21 protein-coding genes and 1 riboswitch are annotated in these 26,482 nt (G+C 52.7%); of the genes, 5 read left to right on the top strand and 16 right to left on the bottom strand.

What is annotated here, in order from left to right:
• The first annotated feature begins 158 nt into the window (after nucleotides 1-158).
• Nucleotides 159-1,232 carry a M42 family metallopeptidase gene (locus R70331_RS08100; RefSeq protein ID WP_042174391.1) on the top strand — a complete coding sequence of 358 codons (1,074 nt, stop codon included), beginning with the start codon at nucleotides 159-161 and terminating at the stop codon, nucleotides 1,230-1,232.
• 167 nt (nucleotides 1,233-1,399) lie between these two features.
• Here R70331_RS08100 and R70331_RS08095 read toward each other — a convergent pair whose 3' ends face one another.
• From R70331_RS08095 to R70331_RS08065, 7 genes are all read right to left on the bottom strand, one after another.
• On the bottom strand, nucleotides 1,400-2,545 hold the full coding sequence (locus R70331_RS08095; RefSeq protein ID WP_042174389.1) for a mannitol-1-phosphate 5-dehydrogenase: 1,146 nt from the start codon (nucleotides 2,543-2,545) through the stop codon (nucleotides 1,400-1,402).
• Nucleotides 2,545-2,979 carry a PTS mannitol transporter subunit IIA gene (locus R70331_RS08090; RefSeq protein WP_042174387.1) on the bottom strand — a complete coding sequence of 145 codons (435 nt, stop codon included), beginning with the start codon at nucleotides 2,977-2,979 and terminating at the stop codon, nucleotides 2,545-2,547. The genes R70331_RS08095 and R70331_RS08090 overlap by 1 nt, the downstream gene beginning before the upstream one ends.
• Before the next feature lie 16 nt (nucleotides 2,980-2,995).
• The gene (locus tag R70331_RS08085) at nucleotides 2,996-5,062 is read right to left on the bottom strand and encodes a BglG family transcription antiterminator (protein WP_042174385.1); all 2,067 of its coding nucleotides are present in this window, start codon (nucleotides 5,060-5,062) and stop codon (nucleotides 2,996-2,998) included.
• 95 nt (nucleotides 5,063-5,157) lie between these two features.
• Nucleotides 5,158-6,618, bottom strand: a complete 1,461-nt coding sequence (locus tag R70331_RS08080; RefSeq protein ID WP_042174383.1) for a PTS mannitol transporter subunit IIBC — start codon at nucleotides 6,616-6,618, stop codon at nucleotides 5,158-5,160.
• A gap of 271 nt (nucleotides 6,619-6,889) precedes the next feature.
• The gene (locus R70331_RS08075; protein ID WP_042174381.1) at nucleotides 6,890-7,753 is read right to left on the bottom strand and encodes an aldo/keto reductase; all 864 of its coding nucleotides are present in this window, start codon (nucleotides 7,751-7,753) and stop codon (nucleotides 6,890-6,892) included.
• Between the two features lie 108 nt (nucleotides 7,754-7,861).
• A complete protein-coding gene (locus R70331_RS08070; protein ID WP_042174379.1) occupies nucleotides 7,862-8,176 on the bottom strand; it encodes a DMT family transporter in 315 nt (104 codons plus the stop codon).
• Nucleotides 8,177-8,533 carry a DMT family transporter gene (locus R70331_RS08065; protein WP_042174377.1) on the bottom strand — a complete coding sequence of 119 codons (357 nt, stop codon included), beginning with the start codon at nucleotides 8,531-8,533 and terminating at the stop codon, nucleotides 8,177-8,179.
• Nucleotides 8,534-8,624: 91 nt separating this feature from the next.
• Nucleotides 8,625-8,730, bottom strand: a riboswitch (guanidine-I (ykkC/yxkD leader).
• Nucleotides 8,731-8,870: 140 nt separating this feature from the next.
• On the opposite strand from R70331_RS08065, the gene R70331_RS08060 reads away from it, so the two are divergent.
• On the top strand, nucleotides 8,871-9,809 hold the full coding sequence (locus tag R70331_RS08060) for an MBL fold metallo-hydrolase (RefSeq protein WP_042174376.1): 939 nt from the start codon (nucleotides 8,871-8,873) through the stop codon (nucleotides 9,807-9,809).
• Between the two features lie 10 nt (nucleotides 9,810-9,819).
• Here the strand turns inward: R70331_RS08060 and R70331_RS08055 are convergent, their stop codons facing one another.
• The gene (locus R70331_RS08055) at nucleotides 9,820-12,057 is read right to left on the bottom strand and encodes a glycoside hydrolase family 3 C-terminal domain-containing protein (RefSeq protein ID WP_042182345.1); all 2,238 of its coding nucleotides are present in this window, start codon (nucleotides 12,055-12,057) and stop codon (nucleotides 9,820-9,822) included.
• Nucleotides 12,058-12,226: 169 nt separating this feature from the next.
• Between R70331_RS08055 and R70331_RS08050 the strand changes: the two genes are divergently transcribed.
• Together R70331_RS08050 and R70331_RS30400 are read left to right on the top strand one after the other, a co-directional pair.
• The gene (locus R70331_RS08050) at nucleotides 12,227-13,507 is read left to right on the top strand and encodes a helix-turn-helix domain-containing protein (protein ID WP_042174375.1); all 1,281 of its coding nucleotides are present in this window, start codon (nucleotides 12,227-12,229) and stop codon (nucleotides 13,505-13,507) included.
• Between the two features lie 89 nt (nucleotides 13,508-13,596).
• Nucleotides 13,597-13,971 (top strand): hypothetical protein, encoded by a 375-nt coding sequence (locus tag R70331_RS30400; RefSeq protein ID WP_052418976.1) that lies wholly within the window; start codon nucleotides 13,597-13,599, stop codon nucleotides 13,969-13,971.
• Between the two features lie 199 nt (nucleotides 13,972-14,170).
• On the opposite strand, the gene R70331_RS08040 is transcribed toward R70331_RS30400, so the two are convergent.
• A complete protein-coding gene (locus R70331_RS08040; RefSeq protein ID WP_042174374.1) occupies nucleotides 14,171-16,990 on the bottom strand; it encodes a glycoside hydrolase family 3 protein in 2,820 nt (939 codons plus the stop codon).
• A gap of 198 nt (nucleotides 16,991-17,188) precedes the next feature.
• Between R70331_RS08040 and R70331_RS08035 the strand changes: the two genes are divergently transcribed.
• Entirely contained in the window at nucleotides 17,189-18,412 is a 1,224-nt protein-coding gene (locus R70331_RS08035) for a sugar efflux transporter (RefSeq protein ID WP_042174372.1), read from the top strand.
• Between the two features lie 166 nt (nucleotides 18,413-18,578).
• Here R70331_RS08035 and R70331_RS08030 read toward each other — a convergent pair whose 3' ends face one another.
• The 7 genes from R70331_RS08030 to R70331_RS07995 form a co-directional block, all read right to left on the bottom strand.
• On the bottom strand, nucleotides 18,579-19,280 hold the full coding sequence (locus R70331_RS08030; RefSeq protein WP_042174370.1) for an SDR family oxidoreductase: 702 nt from the start codon (nucleotides 19,278-19,280) through the stop codon (nucleotides 18,579-18,581).
• A gap of 68 nt (nucleotides 19,281-19,348) precedes the next feature.
• Nucleotides 19,349-19,804 (bottom strand): VOC family protein, encoded by a 456-nt coding sequence (locus R70331_RS08025; protein WP_042174368.1) that lies wholly within the window; start codon nucleotides 19,802-19,804, stop codon nucleotides 19,349-19,351.
• A 766-nt stretch (nucleotides 19,805-20,570) separates the two neighbouring features.
• Complete coding sequence (locus R70331_RS08020; protein ID WP_042174366.1) at nucleotides 20,571-21,251, bottom strand: hypothetical protein; 681 nt, start codon at nucleotides 21,249-21,251, stop codon at nucleotides 20,571-20,573.
• A gap of 462 nt (nucleotides 21,252-21,713) precedes the next feature.
• The gene (locus R70331_RS08015) at nucleotides 21,714-22,610 is read right to left on the bottom strand and encodes a metallophosphoesterase family protein (RefSeq protein WP_156131091.1); all 897 of its coding nucleotides are present in this window, start codon (nucleotides 22,608-22,610) and stop codon (nucleotides 21,714-21,716) included.
• A 485-nt stretch (nucleotides 22,611-23,095) separates the two neighbouring features.
• Nucleotides 23,096-23,941, bottom strand: coding sequence for a carbohydrate ABC transporter permease (locus R70331_RS08005; protein WP_042203674.1), 846 nt, complete (start codon nucleotides 23,939-23,941; stop codon nucleotides 23,096-23,098).
• 16 nt (nucleotides 23,942-23,957) lie between these two features.
• Nucleotides 23,958-24,836 carry a carbohydrate ABC transporter permease gene (locus tag R70331_RS08000; protein WP_042174360.1) on the bottom strand — a complete coding sequence of 293 codons (879 nt, stop codon included), beginning with the start codon at nucleotides 24,834-24,836 and terminating at the stop codon, nucleotides 23,958-23,960.
• A gap of 84 nt (nucleotides 24,837-24,920) precedes the next feature.
• The gene (locus R70331_RS07995; protein WP_081947831.1) at nucleotides 24,921-26,192 is read right to left on the bottom strand and encodes an ABC transporter substrate-binding protein; all 1,272 of its coding nucleotides are present in this window, start codon (nucleotides 26,190-26,192) and stop codon (nucleotides 24,921-24,923) included.
• Between the last annotated feature and the right edge of the window lie 290 nt (nucleotides 26,193-26,482).

Below are 26,482 nucleotides of genomic sequence, written 5' to 3'. Positions count from 1 at the left end.
TCCCGGCTCCTGCCTGCAGATCCGTTACTGTATGGTATTCAGCGGAGCAGCTCCGGGTGTGCGCCCGGTCCCCTTAGAGATAGACAAGCGGCGTGCAGAAGTTCATACTATATTGGTTGAGCTTGAACACTTGAGATAAGAAAAGGAGCGCTATCCGTATGAATCAGGAAACGATGGATTTATTTAAAACACTGACTGAATTCCCCGCAGCCCCGGGCTTCGAGCGTGAACTTCGCGCATACTTCAAAAATGCGATGTCCCCTTATACAGACGAGTTTGTGCAGGACCGGCTTGGCAGCCTGTTCGGCGTGCTGCGCGGCGAGGAGAACGGGCCAAAAATTATGGTTGCCGGTCATTTTGATGAAGTGGGCTTTATGGTTACCGGCATTACAAGCAGCGGAATGATCCGTTTCCAGCCGCTCGGCGGCTGGCTGGCCTCGGCTGTCGCTTCACAGCGGCTGCAGATTATCACACCTGAACGTGTGCTTACCGGAGTCGTCGGCAGCACTCCGATCCATCTGCTTAGCCCGGAAGAGCGCACCAAGACCGGTGAAATCAGTAAAATGTACCTTGATATCGGCGCAGACAGCAAGGAAGAAGCCGAAAGCTTTGGCGTAAAGCCCGGCCAGCAGATCCTGCCAATCTGTCCGTTTACTCCGCTTGCCAATCCTAAGAAGATCATGGCAAAAGCCTGGGACAACCGCTACGGTGTAGGTCTTGCTCTTGAGCTGGTGAAGGCGCTGCACGGGAAAAAGCTGCCTAATACCGTCTATTCCGGTGCTACAGTGCAGGAAGAGGCCGGACTGCGCGGCGCCCGTACAGCTGCTAACCTGCTGAACCCGGACATTTTCTTCGGGCTGGATGCCAGTGCTGCTGCCGACATGACCGGTGACCGGCAAGCGTTCGGACAGCTCGGCCAGGGCGCGCTGCTGCGTATCTACGATCCGACGATGATTACCCACCGCGGACTGATAGAATATGTACAAGATACAGCAGATACTCATAAGATTAAGTACCAGTATTTCGTATCCCAAGGCGGAACGGATGCCGGAGCTGTTCACACCAGCGGTATCGGCGTACCGTCTGCAGTTATCGGCATCTGCTCCCGTTACATCCACACCGCTTCCTCCGTCATTCACAGCGATGATTATGAGGCGGCCAAGGAGCTGCTGATCAAGCTGGTGGAAGGCCTGGACCGCACAACGCTGCAGACCATTTTGGAAAACAGCTAAATTGCAGTAATGGGAGGAGAAGACAATCGGTTTCTTTTTGTATCGTCCGGGCGTGATTTAATCGGCGAGCTCCGTCACTGGGAACCGATTCAAGAATAGAGAAAGAGCAAGGCTTATCCGCAGCGGAAAGCCTTGCTCTTTCTTATTGTGTACAGCCGAAAAAGGAATTATTTAAGAGCTGCGTATTCTGCCATAACAGACTGATGTACGGCATGGTCAGCAGCCAGCCCGGTGTACTTGGTCAGCGCAGCTTCCACGCCAAGTCCGGCGATAGCAGCCTGAAGCTCTACAGCTTCCGGATCATCAGCAGCCTGGAACAGCAGGGCTCCGGCCATGGAGCGGGTCAGCGCCTTGTAGCTGAGACCGCGGTCAAAGGCCTGAAGGGCTGGCGATACCAGGCGGTCATTCGGAGACAGCTTGCGGACCGGCGAACGGCCCACACGAGATACCTCATCTGTAAGCGCCGGATTGCGGAAGCGCTCCAGGATTTTGTCAATATATTTACTGTGCTCTGCGCTGTCAAAACCGTGCTTCTGCTCCAGTACCGCTCCGGTCTCTTCCAATACTTCACGCACCAGTGCAGTCAGACTCTCATCTGCCATCGCCTGCTGGATGGTGTCGTAGCCGCGCAGGAATCCCAGGTAGGCGGCGGAGCAGTGTCCGGTATTAACGGTGAACAGCTTGCGCTCGATATAAGGCTCCAGATTCTCCACATAATGTACACCTTCAACGGGAGTATAGCCCGGAAGCATCTGTGAAGCATCTACCACCCATTCATAGAAAGGCTCCACTACAACCTTGAGGATGTCCTCATGCTGCTGTAGCGGTACAATCCGGTCTACGGCTGCATTAGGGAAGGCAACCGATGCGTCTGCCTTAGCACGGGAAGCCTCATCCAGCTGCGCATACACCAGCTCCTTGAGCTGTGCACTGCCGCCGATGGCGTTCTCGCAGGCAATCACATGCAGCGGGGCATCAGAGACGGCAACCCGCCCTTTGATTCCTTCAGCCACAGTGCCGGCGATATGCTTCAGAATGGACACACCGACTGCTGTCGTAACCAGATCAGCTTCTGCAATGGCAGCTGCTACTTCATCGGCATGTGTAACACTACTTAGCGCAGTAACATTTTTTACAATAACCGTTTCCTGTCCTTCACTTGCCAGAGTCACCGGATATTCGCCGCGCTCCTTAAGCTGGGATACAAATGCTTCATTTACGTCTACGAAACAGACCTCATAGCCGGCCTGCGAGAGCAAAAGTCCGATAAAGCCTCTGCCGATATTGCCCGCACCGAAATGAACAGCCTTCATTATTCAAGGCCTCCTTCAAAAATAGCAATGACATCAGCAGGTGTAGGAGCATTCATTACCCGTTCAATCGCATCTTCCTCGGAGAAGATCATCGCAACATTCGTGAGCACTTCCATATGCCCGTCGCCTGCAGCAGCAATGCCGATTACGACAAAAGCAGGCTCATCCCCGCCGAAATCAACGCCGTCCGGAAAACGGATTATTGAAAGTCCGGTGGATTTGATGAAGGGTCTTGCTTCCTTCGTACCGTGCGGAATGGCAAGCCCCTCGCCCATGTAAGTAGACACGACTTCTTCACGCTCCAGCATCTTCGGCACATACTCCTCTGTTACATGTCCAGCATCAACCAGCAGCTGGCCGGCCATAGTGATCGCTTCATATTTGTCTTTGGCGGCACCGTTCATAATAATCTTATTTTCTGACAGTATACTCATATGGTTTCTCTCGCTTTCACATTTTATTTTCGAAGAAATGCAGCAGCTCTGAAGACAAGTAGCCCCGGATTTCCGGTTCTGTCCGTTCCTCCAGGAGCTTCACCAGATCCGAATTCAACAGCATGGCGCTAATCTCGCTAAGTACCTCCAGGCTCTCCTTGGACAGCTTGCGGGGAGCAAGCATCAGCAGGATCACCCTGACCTCCGTATTCCCTTCCAGTATAACAGGATGCTGCAGACGGTAGAGCGTAAGAGACGACAACAGAATATGGCTGCTCCGGGTATGAAAAAGCGCAAGTCCCGTGTCCGGAATAACCTGGCTGGACATCCTTTCCCGCTCGAGCAGCCGCTCCAGCAGGATATCAGCATCCCCTACGACTCCAGTTCCCTTAAGAGAATCAAGCATTGCTGCTATCGTAGACTGTAAAGGAATACCTTCATTATTCAGCGGATAAAAGCGGAAGCGCTCCAGCAGGCTTACTGTTTCATCCAGTATGCCCTTGTAGCTCTTCAGTCGGTTCAGCGCATTGTCATCCCGGCTGCCCTTATCACTGTCCCCCTGCGGTACGCTCTCCCGCTCCCGCAGGGTGATATTCTGAATGTAGCTTAACAGCTGATCAATTTCATCTGCGGTAAGCAGCGGACTGATCTTAATATAGCGTTCCTTGTCAAGCGGCAGATCAATAGTGGAGATAATCAGATCATAGTCAACCTCCGGCAGGCGGGCGGCTTCGTACCATGATATATTACCCAGTATTTCAATCTGGGGCATCTCTTTGGCCAGCCTGGTAGCCAGCAGCCGTGAGGAGCTGAGTCCGCTGGCACAGACCAGAATAGCCCTTACAGTGCGCTGCAGCTGGTTCAGCCGTTCCATGGAGGCCCCGAAATGCATGACCAGAAAGCCTACCTCTTCATCGGGAATTTCCAAATCCAGCTGCAGATCCTCCACAGCAGCCCTGACAATCTGGAATAAATAATCATAATCCCTGCGAATCGGCCCCAGCAGCGGATTACGGATGCGCGTTCCCTCCCGCAGCCGCTTGAAGGCCGGGTCCATGTGCTCCAGCAGACCCTCCCGCAGGGAGCGGTCACTTTGGAACGGCAGCCCTGTCCGCCTGACCACACTCTCGGTCAGCCTGTAGACAATCTCCATCAGCTCTACATCGCCGTAAGCAATCCCGCCGGAGGAGAATGATTCCTGGGCCCGGTCGAATAATCCGGCAATATACAGAATCTCTGCCCGGGGAATAGCCTCCTCAAGCGCCAGGCCAAGCCGTTTGACAAAATGCTCTGCTCCGGCAATATTACGGTGATCAGACATTCGGGGATAGCCGGCCTCACCGCCGTTTCCAATCCCCTGGCCGATAGAAATCCGTCTTGAGGCAACAGCAAGCCCCAGAAGCATTTCCATGTAGACAATTTCGGGAAGCTCCGCAGTCCATTTCCAGTCCATATCCCATAGTGTATTTTCCACTTCCAGCAAATTGTTCTTTCCGACGGTCATTAGCAGAATCCGGTAGACCTGGCTGCTGGCCAGCTGGGGAGTATGCCCTACCAGATCCGAGAGATCCAGATGCTCTGCCGCCAGCCGGCCGATTGCCCTGCGCTTATCCGCCTCGCTGCCGGTTATCTCGACACCGTACCCCCGCCTTCGGACCAGATGCAGGTTGAATTTACGGACCCACAGCTCCAGCTCATCCAGATCATAGCTCACCGTTGCTACAGTTACCTTCAGCCAATGAGCGAGAGTGAACAGCTTCACCGGCTCTTCTGCCTCAAGCAGCGTGCACAGCTCGTAAATTTTGCGTTCTTCGCTGGAATACTCGGCAGGCTTTTCCTGGCGAAGGAACAGCCTGAGCTCAGCCAGACCGTCTTCCGGTCCGCTCAGCTGTATGCCTTTTCCCGATTTACGGATGAGATCCAGCCCGAAATCCGCAAGCGTGTGTTCAATGTCTTCCATCTCACGGTGAACGGTTCTTACGCTTACCCCGATCCCTTCGGCGATCTCGGCGGCTGTGATTTCTTCATTTACGCCCAGCAGCAGCCAGATAATCTGGCGCTGCCTGGCGGTAACCTTCCTCATAACCGTGTACCTCCGCCCTAAAATGGAGACAAACGCTGGCTCCCGGGGGCCAGCGTCTCCTTATTTAGCGTTATACGTCATTGCTAAACCGTCTTTTATTTTAAACGTTCAACCAATTCATCGTACTTCGGACTTTTGAGGAAGTTATCGATTGAAATGTGTTCTGCATTAGGATTGCTTGCAATAGCACGGTCAGTCAGCGTTTTCTGTGTGAATACAATATCAGCGTCCGCCGGAATTTCACTTACCGCCGAGTTAACTACCGTAAGATTAACGCCTGCACTCTGCAGCTTCTTTCTGAGTACCGAAGCACCCATTGCACTGGAGCCCATGCCCGCATCACAAGCGAAGACGATTTTGCGGACATCTGCTTTATTGCGGACATTAGCAGCAACGTTATTTGCAGCTGCAGTTGCAACTGCAGGGGAAGCTGCAGTACCGGCACTCTTCATGTCTTTCATTTTTGCTGCAGCTGTCTCAAGATCCATATCCTCTTCATCTGTTTTCTTCACAGTCTTGAGCAGTAATGATGCAAGGACAAAGGAAACTGCCGTTGCCACAATAATACCAGAAAGCATCGGGAAGTATCCGCCCTTAGGCGTCATAGCGAAGTAAGCAAAGATACTGCCCGGCGAAGGAGAAGCTACCAGACCTGCACCAAGCATCTGGAAGGTGAATGTACCGGATACACCGCCACCGATTACCGCAAGAATCAGACGCGGGTTCATCAGGATGTACGGGAAGTAAATTTCATGGATACCGCCGAGGAAGTGGATAATAATTGCACCAGGAGCGGATGATTTAGCTGAACCTTTACCAACCAGCCAGTAAGCAAGCAGGATACCAAGACCGGGACCAGGGTTTGATTCAAGCATGAACAGGATGGATTTCCCTGCTTCAACTACCTGCCCCGATGCAATCGGGGTTAGAATCCCCTGGTTAATTGCGTTATTAAGGAACAGAATTTTACCCGGCTCAATTAGAATGTTGATCAATGGAAGCAGGTTATGGTCCACCAGTACCTGTACACCGTCAGACAGAACATTAGTGATCCCTTGAATGACCGGTCCCACACCTTTCAGTGCGCCCAGTGTGAGGAGACCGCCGATAATACCGAGTGAGAAGTTGTTAACAAGCATTTCGAATCCGGCTTTAATTTTGCCTTCAACGGCTTTGTCAAACTGCTTCAGAACCCATGCGGACAATGGACCAACGACCATAGCCCCGAGGAACATAGGTACGGTTGTACCCACGATAACCCCCATTGTTACTGTTGCTCCGATAACACCGCCCCGTTTGCCGTGAATCATTGTACCGCCGGTATATCCGATAAGCAGCGGCAACAGGTAAGTAATCATCGGACCTACCAGTGCTTCAAGAGTTGCATTTGGAATCCAACCTGTTGGAATAAACAAAGCCGTAATTAATCCCCATGCGATAAAGGCGCCGATATTCGGCATAACCATACCGCTGAGCAAGCGGCCGAATTGTTGTAGTTTCACCCTTGCTCCGCCGGATGAAGGTTGTGTTGCTGGCGTAGTTGCCGATGTGGCCATTTAAAATGCCCCCCTATTGAATTAAATGGGATTCCTGCACTTAAGCTTTGCTGTGAGTTCATCCCCTATGCACACATCGTAAATCAAAGCGCTTTCTTTGTCACTCAATTGAAAATGCGGTTTCGTCATGAACGTTGTTGACAACATTTAAGAGCTGTTGCCATAAGCTTTTACCGGGCCTTAGGGCCTACCTTACAGAAAAAAAATAGCGATAGGAAGTATCATAAATCATTAAAAAAAGCTGCCCGTGAAATCACGGACAGCCGATTTATCAGATCATATCCAGCGGAACTCTCCAGGCCGGCTGCGGGAACGCCTCATCCAGCTGCCGCAGCTCCTCCTCATTAAACCGGATCCGACCAGCCGCAGCGTTCTCGGTCACGTGCTTGCGCGAGGCTGCCTTCGGGATGGCAATGACATCCCCCTCACGGATGCTCCAGGCCAGCAGGATCTGCAGCGGAGTAACCCCGTGCTTAGCAGCAATATCCCGGACTGCCGGGTTGTCAGTCAAGCCTCTGCGCAGGCTGCCTGCCTGGGCGAGCGGAGAATAGGCCATAACCGGGATCTTGTGGCTCCGCTCCCAGGCCAGCAGCTCGTGCTCTATGCCTCTGGAGCCCAAATGGTAGAGCACCTGATTCACGGCGCAGTTCTCTCCGCCGGGTATACCCATCAGCTCTCTCATATCCTCGGTATCCAGATTGGAGACACCCCAGCGCTTGATTTTTCCTGCAGCTACCAGCTCCTGCATTCCTTCAACGGTTTCTTCAAGCGGTACATGTCCCCGCCAGTGCAGCAGATACAGGTCCAGATGATCTGTACCAAGGCGCTTGAGACTATCCTCACAGCTGCGGACCAGCTGTCCTTGGCCCGCATTGTGCGGGTAAACCTTGGATACCAGAAACACCTCATCACGGATGCCGCGGATCGCTTCACCAACCAGCTCCTCTGCCCGCCCCTCACCGTACATTTCAGCGGTATCGATCAGGTTCATGCCGAGCTCAACACCAAGGCGCAGAGAGGCAATCTCCTCTGTCCGGCTTGCCGCATCCTCCCCCATAAACCAGGTGCCCTGGCCGATTCTCGGAACAGAAGCGCCGCCCCGCAGATTAATCCGGTTGTGAATGCTGTTATTCATATGCTGATGTCTCCTTAACAGATGGATTGTATACTTACTATACTTACCATGTTGCTTCAATCGAAACATCGTACAGGTGTCCAAATCTTTAACATCTTAGTGCAGGTCTCAGCCCGCCAGCTTCAAGCCGACAGCAGCACCGAGGATCATCACAATACACAGTATCCGCCGCAGATCCCGTGATTCCCCGTACAGCAACATGCCGAGGACCGCTCCGCCGGAAGCACCGATACCGGTCCACACCGCATAAGCTGTCCCCATGGGAAGGGTCTCCATCGCCAGGGATAACAGTACAAAGCTGGCACCGAAGCCGCCCATCAGCAAAGTCAGTGTCTGCCAGTTGCGGCGTATCTGCAGCCTGGCCATCATCGCAACACCGAGCATCTCAGAAAGCCCGGCCCCAATCAGCATCAGCCAGTCCATCTATGATACCTCCTTTGTTTGCTTTTTTGCGCCGTCCCTGGTCGCCAGCTTGAGTCCGATTACACCCGAAAGCAGCAGTACGATCAGCGCCACTTTTCCCATATGGAACGGCTGTCCGAACCATACCATATCCGCCAGGACCGTTCCCGCCGTTCCCAGCCCGACAAACACCGCATAGACAGTGCCTGCAGGCAGCCTGCTGCTGGCCGAGATCAGCACATAGAAGCTGATAATAATAGCCAGCACTGTCCCCGCCCATTCCCAGGGTGTTGCCGCATGCTTTAGTCCAATCACCCACGCAACCTCGAAGCAGGCTGCTCCCGCTATTTTCAACCAGGCCTTGCTGCTCTTGCTCATTTCACTTCTCCTCCAGTAAGCTGCTGATTCTTAATCCGGGCCTTCCCGCGGCAACACAAAAGCCCGGAAGGCCACCGTCATCACTGACGATACCTCCCGGGCTTTTATCCCTCCGTGTAGACACGGACTGGAATCCGTGCGTTTTCCCTCGGACCAGTCCGGCCGTTTACGGCCGCGGAACCCTAGAAAACCAAATTGATTAAGTTACATCGTATGTTAGCAAATAACTGCGGGGAAAGCAAGCATATGGCGGAAAAACGAATCCTGCGAGGCCTTGCTTACGTACAACAAAAAATGGTATTAATATAAATTTATTATATAGGAGTGAGGTTAAACCATGATCCATTCACGGCACTTCAGCATCAAACCGCTGGCCGGGGGAATTTATGCCCTTATTGCCACTGAACAAGGCGGAGCCATGAGCAATGCAGGAATCATTGATATGGGCGGCTTTACAATCATTTTTGACACCTTTAATACGCCCCAGGCCGGCCGGGATCTGCGGGAGGCAGCGCTGCAGCTGCTGGACCAGCCTATCGGCTATGTCGTTAACAGCCATTGGCACGGGGACCACGTCCGTGGGAACCAATGCTTTGGGGACGTGCCCATTGTATCCTCCGGCAAGACCAGGGGGCTCATACTGACTACCCAGCCGCAATGGCTGGAACGAATGACTCCGCTGCTCCCGCAGCTGAACGCAGATATTGCTGCAGCGGCGGCAGCTGTCAAGGCTGCAACGGATGAGGATACCCGTAAGCTGCTAAACGTCCACCACAGCTATCTGCTTGAGATCCGCGAATCTATCGAAACTCTTGCTGTTACCTGTCCCGCTGTAACGTACGATAAAGAACTGACCATTCACGGCTCCAAACGGAGTGCCCGGCTGCTGACCCTCGGCCGGGCCCACACAGAATGTGACTCTGTCCTGCACCTCGCTGACGACTCCATCGTCTTTGCCGGTGATGCCGTCGCGGTCAGCAACCATCCGCTGCTTACCGATGGTGATCCGGAAGACTGGATGAGCGCACTAGAAACGCTGCGGAATCTGGATGCTGTCTGCATCGTTCCCGGACATGGACCTGTCAGTAGTGCAGACAGTATCACGCATATGCAGCAGTACATAAGCGATCTGCTGGCTCTCTGCCAGCCTTACATCGGGCTGGAATCCAAGCCTTCCGCTGCCGGCATCCCGGTCCCGGAAGCATACATGAACTGGGACGCCACCGCCGTATTTGAGCGCAATCTTGAATTCTTGCTAAGCAGACGGCTTCAATAACTCAGGAGGCTCAATCCCGGCCAGCCAGAGTGTTGAGCTCCAGCAAATCATCTGCCAGGTCAGCTTCGGTATATTTCCCCTGGCCAAAGTTGACAAGGGCCCGAAGCGGCATGTATTTCATCATGGCCAGGAACATTTCCGGATTATCCTCCATCGCGCTCTCTAGTCCGAAGATGCTGCTGTAATCCTTCGCCTTATCTGCAGTCAGCGGATTGTCCAGCAGGTCGCCAACTGTGGTGTTGCGATGGAATTTGACAGCTGTTGTCACAGCCGAATGAACTACAAGCGGAGCGGTAAGACGGATGTCGCGTGAAGAAGCCCCCACAGCAACGCTGAACTCTCCGCTCTCCACATGCCAGTCACCCAGCTTCACATTGTAATAAGCGAAGGAGCGTTTATCCAGTGTGAAGGTAACCTCGCCCGCCTCTCCAGGCTGTAGTTCGATCTTCGCGAAGCCCTTCAGCTCCTGAAGCGGACGGATCACACTGCTCTCCACATCACTGACATAGAGCTGCACAATTTCTTTACCTGCCACATTGCCGGTGTTCTTAACGGTTACCGTTACCTCCACAGTCTCACTATCCTGGATGCTGCTCTTGCCGAGCCGCAGATGGCTATAACTGAAGCTGGTGTAGCTCAGGCCGAAGCCGAACGGAAAGAGCGGCTCGATTTCTTTTTTATCATAATAACGGTAGCCTACGAACAGCCCCTCCTTATACTCCACTCTATCGCCTTCCCCAGGGAAATTCAGGAACGAAGGATTGTCGCTCAGCTTCTGCGGGAATGTCTCAGCCAGCTTACCGCTTGGACTTACAACGCCAAAGAGCAGATCGGCAACCGCACCGCCGAAGGCCTGGCCGCCCAGATAACCCTCAAGGACCGCTTGGGTTGAAGACAGCCACGGCATCTCAACCGGTGAACCGTTGCTCAATACAACTATGACCTTGCCCTGCACTCCAGCTACCGCGTCAATCAGCGCCTTATGACTCTCGGGGAGCGACAGATGGGTACGGTCATAGCCCTCAGATTCATATCTGTCAGGCAATCCCAGGAACAATACTGCAGCATCAGCTTGGGAAGCGGTATCCCGGGCCTCATCCAGCAGGCGGTCATTGACCTCATCACTCTCCAGCTCATAGCCCTGTGCATACAGGAAGGTGGCAGAGGCTCCGGCAACGGATTTCATCTCGGCAAAAGCATCATCCAGCTTCGTTGGATTTACATGCGAGCTGCCGCCGCCCTGGTAACGAGGCTTTTTGGCAAATTCGCCGATGATGGCAATCGTACCGCTCTTAGCCAACGGCAGAAGGTTGTCCTCATTCTTCAGCAGCACCATGCTCTCACGGGCCACTTGACGGGCCAGCGCATGATGCTCTTCCTGGTTAACCGAAGTCTTCTCCTTACGGTGCCCCACGCTTTTGAATACAAAAGCCAGCACCCGCTCTACAGCCTTATCCAGTATCTCCACCGCCAGCTCGCCGCTCTTTACCGCCGCCACAATCTTGGCATCTCCGATACCGCTGCTTGACGGCATTTCCAGCTCCAGGCCGGCCTGCAGCGCCTTCACCCGCTCATTCACCGCGCCCCAGTCAGATACGACGAAGCCTTCAAAGCCCCATTCCTCTCTCAGTACCTTGGTCAGCAGTGTTTCACTTTCGGAAGCAAACTCGCCGTTCACCTGATTGTATGAGCACATGACGCTCCAAGGCTGGCTCTGCTTCACCGTTCCTTCAAAGCTGGCCAGATAGATTTCCCGCAGCGTCCGTTCATCAATGACAGCATCGACCGACATCCTGCGGTGCTCCTGGTTATTGGCTGCAAAATGCTTAAGTGATGTCCCCACGCCCTGGCTCTGTACCCCCTGAACATGACTCGCTGCCAGCTCCGAGGCAAGGAACGGGTCTTCTGAAAAATATTCAAAATTCCGTCCGTTGAGCGGCGAGCGCTTTATATTGTTACCAGGTCCCAGCAGTACCGCCACGTTCTCCGCCTGGCACTCCGCACCCAGCGCTTCACCAACCCGCACGATCAGCTCACGGTCCCACGTGGATGCCAGTCCCGCCGCCGATGGAAAACAGGTTGCCGGCACACTGTCATGCAGCCCGAGATGATCCGCGCCTTCCTGCTGCTTCCGCAGGCCATGCGGTCCGTCTGTTACCATCACAGAGGGGATACCGAGCCGCTCAATTCCCTTCGTATTCCAGAAATCCAGTCCGGAGCAGAGCCCGGCTTTTTCCTCCAGTGTCATTTGTGCGATCAGATTGCGGATCTCAGTGGTAGTCTTCGTTGTTGTCACTTCGTCATTCCTCCTAAGAATGCGTTTTCTTATTTATTATTTTATCGGACTTGATTATTGATTTATGGTATTTTCATCTGTTATTTGGTATTTTTATTGGATAAAAGAAGGAGGTTCGTGCATGAACTCACTCAGCAGCAGCATAGAACGCATTCCCTATATCTGCAAGCTCATCTATGAGGCCTACCGTGTTCCGGTTTTTTTGCTGGATGCCGCTGGCCATGTCCAACTGGGCCTGCCTGAATCCTTCGAGTGCCGGACATCGCTTCAGGGTAACCGCGGGCTGCTGGCAGAGGCTGCCGACTACGCCTTCAGCCGGCAGGCTGCAAATCCGGCCGGAACAGCCCCCCTCCCGTGTCTCTACACGAGCAGCCTTCTGGAGCAATTTATTCTGCTCCCGCTTCCCGCAGCGCCGTCCGGGTCTGCCGGGACTGTTATCATCGGGCCGGTTCTGTCCGCTCCGGTTACCGGAGATAGTGCAGCCAGCCTGATGCATGATTATAATATTGCCCCGAGTCAGCATGAGGGCTGGCTGCATTACTTCCGCAGCCTGCCGGTGCTGAGCAGAACGAGATGGTATCATGCAGCACTGCTGCTGTACACGCTTATTACCGGAGAAGAACTGTCTGTAACGGACCTGCTGCTGCCCGTCCCGGCTCCGCAGCCGGCTGAGCATCCGGAAAACGGGCCTGATCTCGACCTCTCCTACCGGCGCGAAAATGAATGGCTGCATCATGATCCGATGCTGGAGCGTGAAATGTTCCGATACATTTCCAGCGGTGATACGGAAGGGCTGCTGGCGAGCCAGGCGGCTTTTCCCGAGGAGAGCTTTGGGCTCTTATCCAAAAAAAGCCTGCTGCGCAGCAAAAAAAACCTGGCCGTCTCCTCCATCACCCTAGCGACCCGTGCTGCAATTGAGGGCGGGCTGTTCTGGGAGATTGCCTATACACTGAGTGATTTTCACATCCAGCACATTGAGGAGCTGAACGATATTCCGGCCGTCGACCTGGCCCAGACTGCAGCCCTGTGCGACTTCGCTGACCATGTGCGCGATAACCGCAGATCGAAGCAGTCCCGCACCTCCGCCCTGTGCCAGAACTATATTTTTAATCATCTGTACGAGGAGATCACATTAGGCAGGCTTGCAGAGATTGCCCGGCTGAATCCCAGCTATCTGTCTCAGCTGTTCAAGAAAGAGACGGGCCTGGCTGTAAGTGATTATATTCAGCAGGAGCGGATTGAGGAAGCCAAACGGTTGATGGCTCTTCCCGGCCTCAGCTTGTCGGATATTGCTGCCAGGCTGCATTTTAACGACCAAAGCTATTTCACCAAGGTGTTCAAAAAGCTGACAGGATTGACTCCCAGGCAGTTCAGGAAGGACATGGGTACAGTTTATAAGTGACAATAGCTCAACAGCCTTTTTTTGCAAATTATGGTATGATCACTAGAGGAACTCTTCTTTTATTTTCCAAAAAAAGGAGCGGGAACAGCTTGGGTATTGGGATTATTTTTGTTGGTGTAGCTTTGGTTATTGTTGTTCAGGCAGTTGTACGCAATAACGGCGGAAATGAACGCAGAAGAAACGGGCATGATGGAAGCAGCAGCTCGTCCGGCAATTATTTCTTTACGGGAGCCGACCCGAACATGCTCACTAATGACCTTCACCGTAATGATGATGACAACAACGGAACGAACAAGCATCACAGCCACCACAATCACAGCCATCATCATGATCACCACCATGGCGGAAGCAGCTGGAGCAGCAGTCACGACAGCAGTCACGGCGGCGGCTGGGACAGCGGGAGCCATAGCGGCGGTGACTCGGGCGGCGGAGATTCCGGCGGCGGAGGGGGCGGGGGAGACTGAGCATTCAGCAGGGATATCCGCTGGTTCCCCGGACCGGCTCCGTCATGTAGCCGGATACAACAATTTAAATGTAGTATGTGCAATTAAACGGTCTTTTGTAAGCTGTAGAGGCTTTTTGATCCAATAAACACAAAAAAGCCCCGTCATCCGGGGCTTTTTTGTGTTTCACCAATATATTCTTAGAGCATGTAGGAGCATATTACTGCGTAAATTTGAAGCGGCTGAGCAGTACTTCTCCTGTAAAAATCAGAAATACATCGGCTGTTCCGGCATCCACTCCGGCATCAGCCGTCAGGCTGTGCCATTCCTGCTGTCCGCCTGCCGGGATCTGCAGCGCAGCTGCCAGCTTGCCGGACGGGCTGCCGGTTCTGACCTCGATGCTGCCGCCTCTGCTTGAGGAGACCAGCGCTTCAAACGCTGCTGCTCCATCAGTAAACGCAGCGTTATGGAAAGCAATCCATGCGCCGTCCTGAACCGGATGGATGGAAGCGCCACCGGCCTTGCACTCGTCCAGGTAGACCGCTTCGTAATCGTCATAGTTCTCTGCCTTTACAGGAACATACAGATTACGGGCAGGCACAGTGTCGCCATGCACCCTGATTCGGGCTGAGAGCTGAATGTCACCGGAGGAACGGCCGACCAGAATGTTGTATTCCCCGTCTTCCACACAGTATTGCTCACGGGTTACATCCCAGAACGCCAGCTCAGGCACGGGCAGAGAGAATGAGACTATCTTTGATTCACCTGCCGTGAGGCTGATTTTATCAAAATCTCTTAACTGCTTAAGCGGACGTCTGATCCGGGTCGACAATGACTGCACGTACAGCTGAACGACCTCGTCGCCGTCTACTGTGCCGTTATTCTCCAGCTCTACGCTCAGATTAATGGTTTCATCCTGCTGAAGCACATCAGCGGCAAGCACCAGCTGCTTATAGGCTACCTGCGTATAGCTCAGGCCATGGCCGAACGGGTACAGCGGCTCGCCGTCAAAGTACATATAGGTTCTCTTGCCCTTGATAATATCATAGTCCATCAGCGGCGGAAGCTGGTCCACCGACCGGAACCAGGTCATGTTCAGCTTGCCGGACGGGCTATAGCCGCCGAACAGCACCTCTGCCACCGCATTGCCCAGCTCCTGTCCGCTGTGTGAGGTGTACAGCACGGCTGGAATGTGCTCGTCGATCCAGGTAGAAGTAATCGGGTAGCTGCCGACAATAACTACAACTGTATTCGGATTGGCGGCGTAGACTGCTTTTACCAGGTTCTCCTGCTCTTCCGGGAGCACGATATCCGGCCTGTCAATCTCTTCCTTGCCGTTCAGCAGCGGATGATTACCGACGAACACCACCGCAACCTCTGCAGACTTCGCTGCTGCAACGGCTGCTTCCACACCGTTAACGACCGTTTTTTTGCGGAACTTATGCGCCTCAACTTCAGCATCCTGTTCAGCCGAACGAAGTGTTCCGTCTTCGGAAACCGTAATCGGCTTACCGTTCCAGGTGCGCAGCGTAACCGTTCCGTCTTCCTCTGTCACCAAATCCAGCGATTCTTTGACGTACCAGCCGTAAATTTCATCTGCTGAAGCCGTCAAAATCCCTTCATCCTTCAGTGTGACATACTGGCCGCGGCTGGTCGCCTCAAGTGTATGGGCAGTCCAGCCCCAGGCTGTATGCCGGAACAGTTCTCCGCGCTCAGGAGCCTCATGCAGCACAGCCAGCCGGCCGTCTTCACCCGTCATGCCTACCGCCTTGCCGCCGTCCGCCGAGGTCAGGATAATCCGGTCATCCCCGCTTTCAAAGGTCACCTGCTTACCGGTGAGCTTTTTGATCACGCCCTGCAACGGAGTAACTCCATAGGCCAGTGTACCGGAGTACCAGTCTCTGAAGGCTTCATCCGCCAGCGGGCCGATCACTGCCACTTTGGACAGCTCCTGCGGGTTCAGCGGAAGCGCTGCATTCTCATTTTTCAACAATACAATAGACTGCTTAGCCGCCTCCAGTGACAGCTCACTGTGCTCTTTGCTTAGAATCACAGAATCGTCAATAGCTGCGTACGGGTTGCCCTCCTCAGGATCAAATTCACCAAGACGGAAACGCACGCGGAAGGTATTACACAGCGCCCGGTCCAGATCCTCTTCAGCCAGCAAGCCTTCGGCAAGCGCCTGATGGATTACTTTTATCGTCTCTTCTGTCTCTTCGGTTACGCTGTCGATCCCGTTTTTGATCGATTCCGCCATTGACCGGGCAAACGAATCATAGTACTTATGATCTTTTACAATTCCGAACAAATCCCCGGCGTCGCTCACAATGAACCCGTCCATTTCCCACTCGCCCTTGACCACATCCATCACAGAAGGATGCAAAATAACCGGTACGCCATTAAGCGAATTGTAGGCGGTCATCATCGACTGTGCGCCGCCTTCCTTGAAGGCAGGCTTGAAGGCTTCCAGATAGTACTCGCGCAGATTGCGCGGGTCAATGCTGGAGGAATCCACTCCGCGGTTGATTTCATTGTTGTTGCCGAGGAAATGCTTGAGCGTTGCTACCGCTTTCAAATACACCGGATGATCGCCCTGAATCCCCTGCACAAGCGCAGTACTCAGCTGACCGGTCAGCTCAGGATCTTCCCCGTAAGCCTCCTCCGTCCGTCCCCAGCGCGGATCGCGCTCCATATCAACGGTAGGCGCCCAGAGGGTCAGTCCGTTAATCGCAGGATTTTTTTTGTAAAAAGCTCGCGCTTCATCGCCAATTGCCGAGCCCACCTGCTTCAGCAGTTCCGGATTCCATGTGCAGGCCAGCCCACCCGGCTGCGGAAAATAGGTTGCTTTTCCCAGCCAGGAAATCCCGTGCGCCCCTTCCGTACCATGCTTATAGGCACCTATGCCCAAACGCTCAATTTCCGCCTGATATTGCGGCATCAAGCTTACTTTTTCATCCAAAGTCAATCTGGACAGCAGATCCTGCACACGTTCATTAAGCGGCAATTCTGTCTGCTGAAAAGGGTATGTCACGCTTTCCATCCATAGTCACTCCTTCGGTCTATATGATAACGGTTACATTCTATTTAATCATAAAAGATAAACGCTTTCAGAAACACCAGCACAATTGACGGAAAAATCACTGTAAAATTAGACATTTCTTTCTGTATAAAAAACTCAATATAATAAATACAAACCAAAATGATACCGCAATGAACGCAAAAGGAGACCTTCATCCCTATGTCAATCCGTATCCGCCAGCTTTTCAGCATTCCCGGCTACACCCCGTTTATGATCTGCATGATACTGCAGGGAATGGGCATTTCCATCAGCTCCCCGTTTTTGGCTGTTTATTTCACTTCAGAGTTAGGCGTATCGGCAGGTGTCTTCGGCATCTTCACGGCAGTCACACTGATTAGCGGCGTCGGGATCAGCACACTGATTGCCAAGCGCTCCGATCACGGGATGAACCGCAAGACACTGATGGTCACGGCTATGTTTTTTAATGCCATAGCTTTCTCGGGATATTTATTCATCCATGAGTTTTATCTGCTGCTGATTTATATGACCGTATTTACGGCAATCGGCGCACCCGCCATGCCACAGCTGTTCGCCAGCGCACGTGAGGCAGTGAATGCCAGCAGCAGCTCGGATCACGCCTTTGCCAATTCATCACTCCGCTCCATGTTCTCCCTGGGCTTCATTACCGGCCCGCTGATCGGTGCGGTTCTGCTGGAGCATTCCGGCTTTCAGGGGATTTTTACCGGCACCTCGCTGATCTTCGTGTTGAATGCCGTGCTGATGCTCTGCACCGCAAAACGTCCGGCAGTGAAAACAGCCGCTACGGTTAAACCCGGGCAGCCGCTGAAGCTTCATCAGGACACCCGGGTCCTTATCCCTTTTCTCGTGATGACACTGCTCTATTCCGGCCACTGGATGAACAACCTGAACATTTCACTGTTCATCATCAATACGCTGGGCGGCAGCACGCAGAATGTGGCTTCCGTGTCCAGCGTGTGCGCATTGCTTGAGATTCCGTTCATGCTTGTGCTTGGCGTTCTGTCCGCTAAATATTCCAACCGCCTGCTGCTGTTGTGGGGAATCGTGCTGGGCGCGGCCTATTATGTACTGGTCCTGTTCTCAGGCGCCTTGTGGCAGATTATCGCCGGCCAGGTACTGCTGGCTGTATTCGTCGCTGTGATTTCAGCGATCGGCATCAGCTATATCCAGGATCTGCTGCCGGACCTGCCCGGCTATGCCTCGACGCTCTATACCAACGCTACTACGCTAGGCCGTCTGTTCGGCAGTCTGGCAGGCGGAGCAGCCGCCCAGTGGCTCGGCTACCGCCATGCTTACTGGGGCTGCCTGCTGCTGCTCGTTGTTTCTTTTGTGCTGATGGTGGTTCCAAGCTCTGGACGGGCCAATTCAGATAAAAGCCCGGTACAAACGGGAGGAGCGATGTGATGAAAGGGGGAGGCAGGAAATAGGCCTTACGCGCTGTAAAAAATGATGATGAGCCGGAAAGAAGATATTCTCTAGGACTGCTGCAGCATAATAAAAACGGATAGGCTCCGACTAAACGGCGCCTATCCGCAGCATATTTTCAGGAAGCCTCCCGGTAATTGTCCGCTTATATCTTCATATCCTTCCCGGTGTAATCCACGAACATGAACTGGCCTTCCGGTGCCGTCCGCTGCTCTATCAGTCTGAGCACCCCTTCCGCGCTTTTACGCGGGTCTGTCGGCGCCTGCTCCCCGCCCATATCCGTATGCATCCAGCCCGGATGGACGCTGAGCACATGCACTCCGCGTTCCTGCAGGTAGACATGCAGCTGCTGGGAGAACATGTTGAGCGCTGTCTTGGAAATGCTGTACGGATAATCACCCGGATAAGCATTGGTAATGCTGCCTGCTTCCGAGGAGATATTGATAATCGAAGGATCCGCTTCGGTCAGCAGCGGCAGGAAGTGCTTAACGACACGGATCGGACCATACAAGTTGATGTCCATAGTAGTCAGCATGTCCTGCAGATCCAGCGCTTCAACAGGCGTGTTGCGCGCAGTCAGCACTGCCGCGTTATTGATAATGGCGCCAAGCGTGCGGCCCTGTTCTTTAAACTCAGCAGCCAGCGCTGCGATTCCCGCTTCATCCGTCACATCCAGCTTTGCGATTGTCAGCTTATCCCCGTATTCAGCGGCAAGCTGGGATAACGCTTCTGTCTGTTGATTGGGGTTGCGCACTCCGGCAATCACCAAGTATCCGCGCTGCAGTGCTTCGGCTGTCAAATCCAGTCCCAGTCCGCGTCCGGCACCGGTAATCAGAATGTTGTTCATCGATAGATCCTCCTTATATTAGGTATACAACTCGTTATCTATAACTACTCTGGCTGCATTAATTAAACTTATTGCTTATCGTTCTCCAGCAGCTCTACAAGCACCTTCAAGTCCTTAAACGTATCCATATACGCATAACGCCCTCCGGTATACTCACCCTTCTGCTGCAGCGCAAACCCTTTCCCTTCAAGTAACATGATCTTATCCTGCATACCCTCAATCACAAAAGCGATATGATGCGGACCCTCCCCATGCTCATTTAAATAGTCACGCCAGGTGCTCGGCTGATGGTCAGGTTCAATCAGCTCCAGCTGCAGTGACCCCATATCGAAAAAGGCCAGCTTCGCCCGCGCCTCCGTTCCTTCACCGTTATACCGGGTCTGTGCGAGGTCCGCTGTATCCGTCACTATAATCTCAGGCTGCTCCAGCCCGAAAAACGCCGCGTACGCCGCGCTCACCTTCTCCACATCATTCACCAGAATACCAATCTGAGTAACAAAATGATTACCTAGTAATCCTCCCAAGCGCCTCAGCCTCCCTTTTCTTCTGACCAGTCTACCATAGCGGCACTATGAAAGGGCTGTCAAGTTTGGGAGGAGAGCGTGGAAGGGTTCAACGGGACTTTTACCGTTGATTTGCACTATACGGCCCGCAGGAGGCACAATCAACGGGACTTTTACCGTTGATTTGCACTATACGGCCCGCAGGAGGCACAATCAACGGGACTTTTACCGTTGATTTGCACTTTACGGCCCGCAGGAGGCACAATCAACGGGACTTTTACCGTTGATTTACTTTACGGCCCGCAGGAGGCACAATCAACGGGACTTTTACCGTTGATTTGCACTATACTGCCTGCAGGAGGCACAATCAACGGGACTTTTACCGTTGATTTGCACTTTACGGCCCGCAGGAGGCACAATCAACGGGACTTTTACCGTTGATTTGCACTTTACGGCCCGCAGGAGGCACAATCAACGGGACTTTTACCGTTGATTTGCACTTTACGGCCTGCAGGAGGCACAATCAACGGGACTTTTACCGTTGATTTGCACTATACAGCCTGCAGGAGGCACAATCAACGGGACTTTTACCGTTGATTTGCACTATACGGCCCGCAGGAGGCACAATCAACGGGACTTTTACCGTTGATTTGCACTATACAGCCTGTAGGAGGCACAATCAACGGGACTTTTACCGTTGATTTGCACTATACGGCCCGCAGGAGGCACAATCAACGGGACTTTTACCGTTGATTTGCACTATACGGCCCATTGTCTCTAGTGGCACTTACCATAGCTCGTTTTCCAGCACAGAGTGAATGTATTCGTACCGGCAGATTCGGCTGTTTTCCTTGACCTGTATAGGTTTGAACTTGCCTTTCTCACATAATACGGCCATGTACTTTCTAATTGTTTTAAGGTCAACGCCAGTTTCCTTCACCAGATCAACCGGCCGTATGAATCCGTTAGCATGCGCTGCAAACCTCAGAATCTCTTTCTCTACTCTAGTATATTGATGGCTCCTCCCTTCAGTGTTTTTCAGCAAACTTGGGATTAGTAACGATTTCAGCAGAGAGATGGTCAGCTCAGGCGCCGACTCCAGGTCATCATAGGGAATGGCAACAACGCGATATCCGGCAATTTGCAGATACGTTTCCCTGTTTAGCTCCTGGCGGTACCGGGTCCTGTCGGCATTCTGCACATGAGGCCCGTATCCTTTAACCTCGATGGCGAACTTAACCTGCCCCGGCTTCCAGACAAAATCCACAAAGTATGGCCGGCCGCGCCAATCCGAAACCTCATACTCCGGGTGCAAATCTTCCATTTGTCCAAAAACCGGCCACCACACCCGCTCCAGAAACATCCGCTCACCATGTCCATGCCCACGCTCCAGCCTATCCAGACGTTCGCCGGTTCTCCGTTTCTTGTGATACTGTATCCAATTCTGATGCTCTTCCGTAAATCCCATTGTTAACCTCCTCCTTAACGCAAAAAATCCCGCACCCCAAAGGAAAAGGAGTACGGGACGTTCTTCGTCCGTTTGTTAAATTATATTGCCGGGTATTTGCTCACGTCAATGCCTCGTAGAGGCAACACAAGCTCATCGGCTGTTCTATTGAATTGAATTAACTAGAGTGAGAAATGGAATTAGTCCGGAAGGATGAAATTAGTAACCTTCACCGTATCTCCCCCATCTCACCCCGGCGGCGGAGCATATCGGCAGCTGCTTGCTCTGCCACCAATATAGTTGAGCTGCGGAATTGCCGTCTATAGTCAGCTTAGTACCAGTCTGGAACCCTTGCTGCTGCGGGCTTTAGGGCAGATGGCTGTTTATTTCAAACCCTCCGGTTGTCTTTATATTATCCTTTCGGGACATACCAAAAAGCCCCGCACCGCGGAGCTTGGGTTCAGCAGATATAGCCGGTCTGCATTATACAGTTACTCTATACGCTTCCACCGTGACAACAGAGCCGTTCATTCTCAGTGTCCCGTTGTAATACCCCCGGTCGCCGCCCGGCTTACATTTATAATCGCCGGAGCAGCCGGTCACGAAAAATTTGGTGTTGGTGAAGCCCGGATAAATATGCGTCAGCTTGCGGAAAAATTTATGCCCGTGATGGGTAAAGATTGCCAGCACTTTATCTCTCGCCTTATCAGGAATTGCTGCAAAAAATCTCGCCGTCTCCGCCGCACTGAGCACATGGCTGGACTCCACTGTAATTCCGCTGATCTGGAGCGGCCAGTGAAAGTCGATAATATAATAGTAGTGATCATCCAGATTTTTGAGCAGATTGATGCTGTCGGCCGAAAAGATTCCCAGTGCACAATCCAGCCACACATACCGGACCAGCCCCTGAGTTCCCGGAAAATTCATCCTCCCCGTTACCCCTCCCAAGTACTTAGTGAACAGCGGACGGGTGCTGGCTTCCCAGTTGCCTATAGAAGCTTTGTAGGGAGTGCTGCCGAGGGTGGCAGTGACTATATTCTTAAAATCCCTGTAATACGCGTCCGCCTCCTTCCCGTGATTCGCCCCGGCCTGCGTATTATCTCCGCCGAAAATGAAAAACCGTTTGTTCCCGCTGCCTGCCGCCTTCGGCAACAAGTCTTTAAAGATAGCTGAGCTGTTCGCATAGCCCACATGGCTGTCTCCAATCACGGCAAATTCCACCGTGTAGGCCTTTGCCTTGCGTTTCAATCCCGGTTTGGTCTGCAGGGGCTTTGGGGTAGGGCCGCTAAGCTTCTTTTTCAGGCCGGGGCTAAGCCTGGAGATTAACCGCGTCCTTGCAGATTGGGTGCGCCGCTTCCCCGCCGCTGACTTCCGCTTCATTATTTACCACCTCTTTATTATGGAGATTGAATCTAGTAGCATGTATATTCGGCCGGGAGAGGAAGCTCTTGGACTGGACTGTATTATAGAAGGAAATGTTCACTGCTCCTCCGCTGTTTATGATAATCAATCCATTTCATATGCTCTTCAGCAAATCCCATTACTCTCTTCCCCCTTCAAACACAAAAAAGTCCCGCACCCCAATAAGCTTGGATTACGGGACGTTCTTCGTCCGTTTGGTTTGATTATAGATTTGGCGCTTCACTCCATCAAGGATGATTATTTACTGCAAAGACCATATACTTCCTCGCCTGCTAGCGAGGTGGTGTTGGTGTTGGTGTTGGTGTTGGTGTTTGCACCGGGTCAGCGGCGGCGGGGCTTCAAAAAAAAACCGGACCTTAAGATTCCCAATCTTAAGGTCCGGTTTACATCTTATTAGTTCTGCTAATCCTCTTATTTCTGCAAAATATATTCTGCTGCAACACTCAGCCTTTTACCGCTGAGCCCACCGTCATCGCCCGCTCCACCTGCTCACTCAGCAGCAGATAGACGAGCACCATAGGAAGCGATGCAATCGTCATAACTGCACCCATCGCTCCCCAATCGGTACTGTAAGAGCCCTGGAAAAAGAGCAGTCCCAGCGGCAGTGTCTTCATATTCTCATCGGATATTAAAATGTAGGCCAAGGTGAACTCGTTCCAGTTGTTCAGGAATTGGAAAATCGCAATGGTAGCAATCGCCGGCAGCGCCAGCGGCAGAATCACCTGGCCGAACAGCCGGTAAATACTCGCTCCGTCAATGCAGGCCGCCTCCTCTATTTCCCGGGGAATGCTCACAAGGAATCCGTAGAACACCATCGTTGAGAACGGCAGACCAATGGCTATGTAGGGAATGATAAGCGCCCCATAGGTATTAGTAAGGTGGAAATCACGCACCAGAATGGCCAAAGGTATCATAATTACCTGCAGCGGCATGAACATCCCGACAATCATATACGTTCTGACCGCCGAGCGGAATCTCCACTGCATCCGGGCTACCGCAAAAGCGAACATCAGCGCCAGCAGTAGAATAAATAATGTAGATATAATAGAAACAATGAAGCTGTTCATAAAATAACGCGGAATGTTAAACTGTGTCCAGGCATTTACATAGTTCTCGAACCGGAAATGGGTCGGGAAGCCGAATGGATTGGTAACAAAAATTTCGTCATTATTTTTCAGGGAATAGGAAATCATCCAGAACAGCGGGTAGACAGAGACAATAAAGTACAGCCACAGCGGTATTTGCAGCAGGAAGCTGCCGATGGACCGGAATGCAGTTTTTGAGTTCATGTTGTGCTCCTTTCCATTAAGCATGCTGTCCGCGGTCAAATACTTTGTTAATAACAACAGTCGCTACAAGTGAGATTAACACGAGCAGGACCGATACAGCGCAGGCGTAACCGTAATTGCTCTCCAGGAAAGCGTAACGGTAAATCATGAAGGTCAAGGTGTAGTTCGTTGTTCCCGGACCGCCGTTGGTCATGATCAGCATCTGCACAAACGCCCCGATTCCCGAGGTGATGGCAATTGTGAAGCAGAATTTGAACGTCTCGCGCATCAACGGCAGGGTTACATGCCAGTGAGCCCGCCATTTGCCGCAGCCGTCAATCGTTGCAGCCTCAAAGTAATCCTCAGGCACGGCCTTGACTCCGGCGTACAAGAGCGAGAACTGGTACCCCATGAACTGCCAGGCGTTGACAAAAGCAATCGCGATGATCGACTGCGTCGGTGAAACCAGCCAATTCTGCTGATAAGAAATGCCCAGCACCTCAAACAGCTTGTTCACCAGCCCGTTCGTCGGATCGTACATCGCGATCCACAGCTGGCAGACAACGGTCACCGACAGAACTACGGGGATAAAATAAGCCGTCTTCAGCAGCTTGCGTCCGCGGACCTTCGGATTGGCGCAGACCAGCGCAAGAATAGTGCCCAGCCCGATCTGGAATACAGCAAGTACAAGAGCGAACAGTCCACCGTTCTTAAGCGAAGTGGCCAGCAGCGGATCACTGAACAGCTCACGGTAATTGGACAGGCCTGCAAAGGTTGCCGTGCTCAGCCCGTCCCAGTCATAGAAGCTGCGAACTATCGACTGCAGCACAGGATAAATCAGGATAACACTGTATAACAGCAGGGCAGGGAGCAGAAACAGCGCCAGTGCCGGTTTATTTCCCAAGTATTTATTCATGCGGTTCTTTCCCTCCAAGTTCCCGTTACAGCCTGACCCCGGGGCAAGAGCCACAGGGTCGGGACTGTTTCAGGTTTCCTTAAATTACTGATTTTCTTTACTAAGCGTACGGTTAAGGTTGGTTACAAAATCCTCTGCAGTAAAGCCGTCTACCAGCATATTCTGCGTGTTGTCATTGATGGCATTCTGAATCTGCGTATTGCTCAGCAGCTTCGCGTATTCTTTGGCATTTGGCAGCAGCTCATCGGCGATCCGCTGCATCATAACCGGTACATCGGATGCGATTGGCTTATCGGTTTTAGGCGAAACAATCGGGCTGCCCAGCTGGGTATATTTATACTCGGCTGATTTGGCTGCCAGGAAAGCGGCTACCTTAACTGCGGTTTCTTTGTTATCGCTTGCCGGAGATACAGCGTAGCCCTGCGGGGAGCCTGCTCCCGCGATGTTAAATTTGGATGTCTCGTATGTTGCTTCGTCCTTAGCCGGCCAGTACATCCAGTCTACCTGGTCACTGAGTTTTTCAGCCGAGCTGTAGATTTCCCATTGGCCGTTGACGAACATGCCTGCACGCCCCTGGTAGAATTGGGAGGATGCCTGGTCATAGTTGGTATTCGTCGCGTTGGCGTCAAACAATCCGGCCTGCTGCAGCTTTTCGAGCTGCTGTGCTGCTGTTACGAATGACTGCGGCAGCTCTGTCAGCCCCTGCTCATCCAACGCGCCGAAGCCGGCAGCCTCCTCACGGGTTACGAGACCGTTGTAGAACGCGGAGGTAATCCATTTTTCTTTTGCAAAAATCGACATTGGCACATAGCCCGCTTCCCTCAATTTACCGGCTGCAGCCGCCAGCTCGTCGTAGGTCTTGATTGGGGTGGCAATGCTTAATTCTTCAAAGATGGTTTTGTTGTAATAGATCACCTGAAACTCGATGCCGGTGTCGGGATAGGCGTATACATGTCCGTCCGGGGCAATCAGGCGAGATTCTACGCCCGGGTTCAGGCTGTTTTTGTAATCGGTGGTGGCTTCGTAATCATCCAGCACTTCTACATTTTTGGATTTGGCAAAAGTCTGCAGTGTCGCCCAGTCCGTGAAGTAAATATCAGGCATGTTGCCGGTTGCGGCATAGGTCTTCAGCTTCTGGTTGCCGTCCTGCACCGCCGGGTCCAGCTCGATCTCCACCTCCGGCATTTCCTTCTTCAGCTCAGCCACCGCGTAATCAAACGGCCCTTTGGTATCATCGTCAAAATGCTGGGCATATACCTTCAGTTTGACCGCGCCGCCCTCTGCCGCTGTATCTGCTGCCGGACTATTATTGGAAGCCGTATTGCCTCCTCCGCAGGCGGAGAGCACCAGTGTCATGGAAAGCGTTATCATGATTACACTTAAACCTTTGCGCTGATTATTCAATTTTGTTTCCCCCTCGTGCGAGTATATGTCTTTAGGCTTTGCTATCCTTGCTACACCCACATTATAGCTCCGGAACACCGGTGATCTTAAGGCACAAAACGGGCATTACCCGTAAAAAACGGGACAAAAAGAAAAGCCACCCCTGCCGGGTGACGAGATGCAAAGCTTATAAAGGTTGGCTGCACATCCTCTGCCTCTCATTCTGTCCCTGGCAGCGAGCGGTATCCGCCAGTAGGTGCAGC

This window comes from Paenibacillus sp. FSL R7-0331, assembly GCF_000758645.1.
GTDB lineage: Bacteria > Bacillota > Bacilli > Paenibacillales > Paenibacillaceae > Paenibacillus_AQ > Paenibacillus_AQ camerounensis.
The sequence above is the reverse complement of the archived record's forward strand: the minus strand, read 5'-3'. Positions and strand labels throughout refer to the sequence as shown.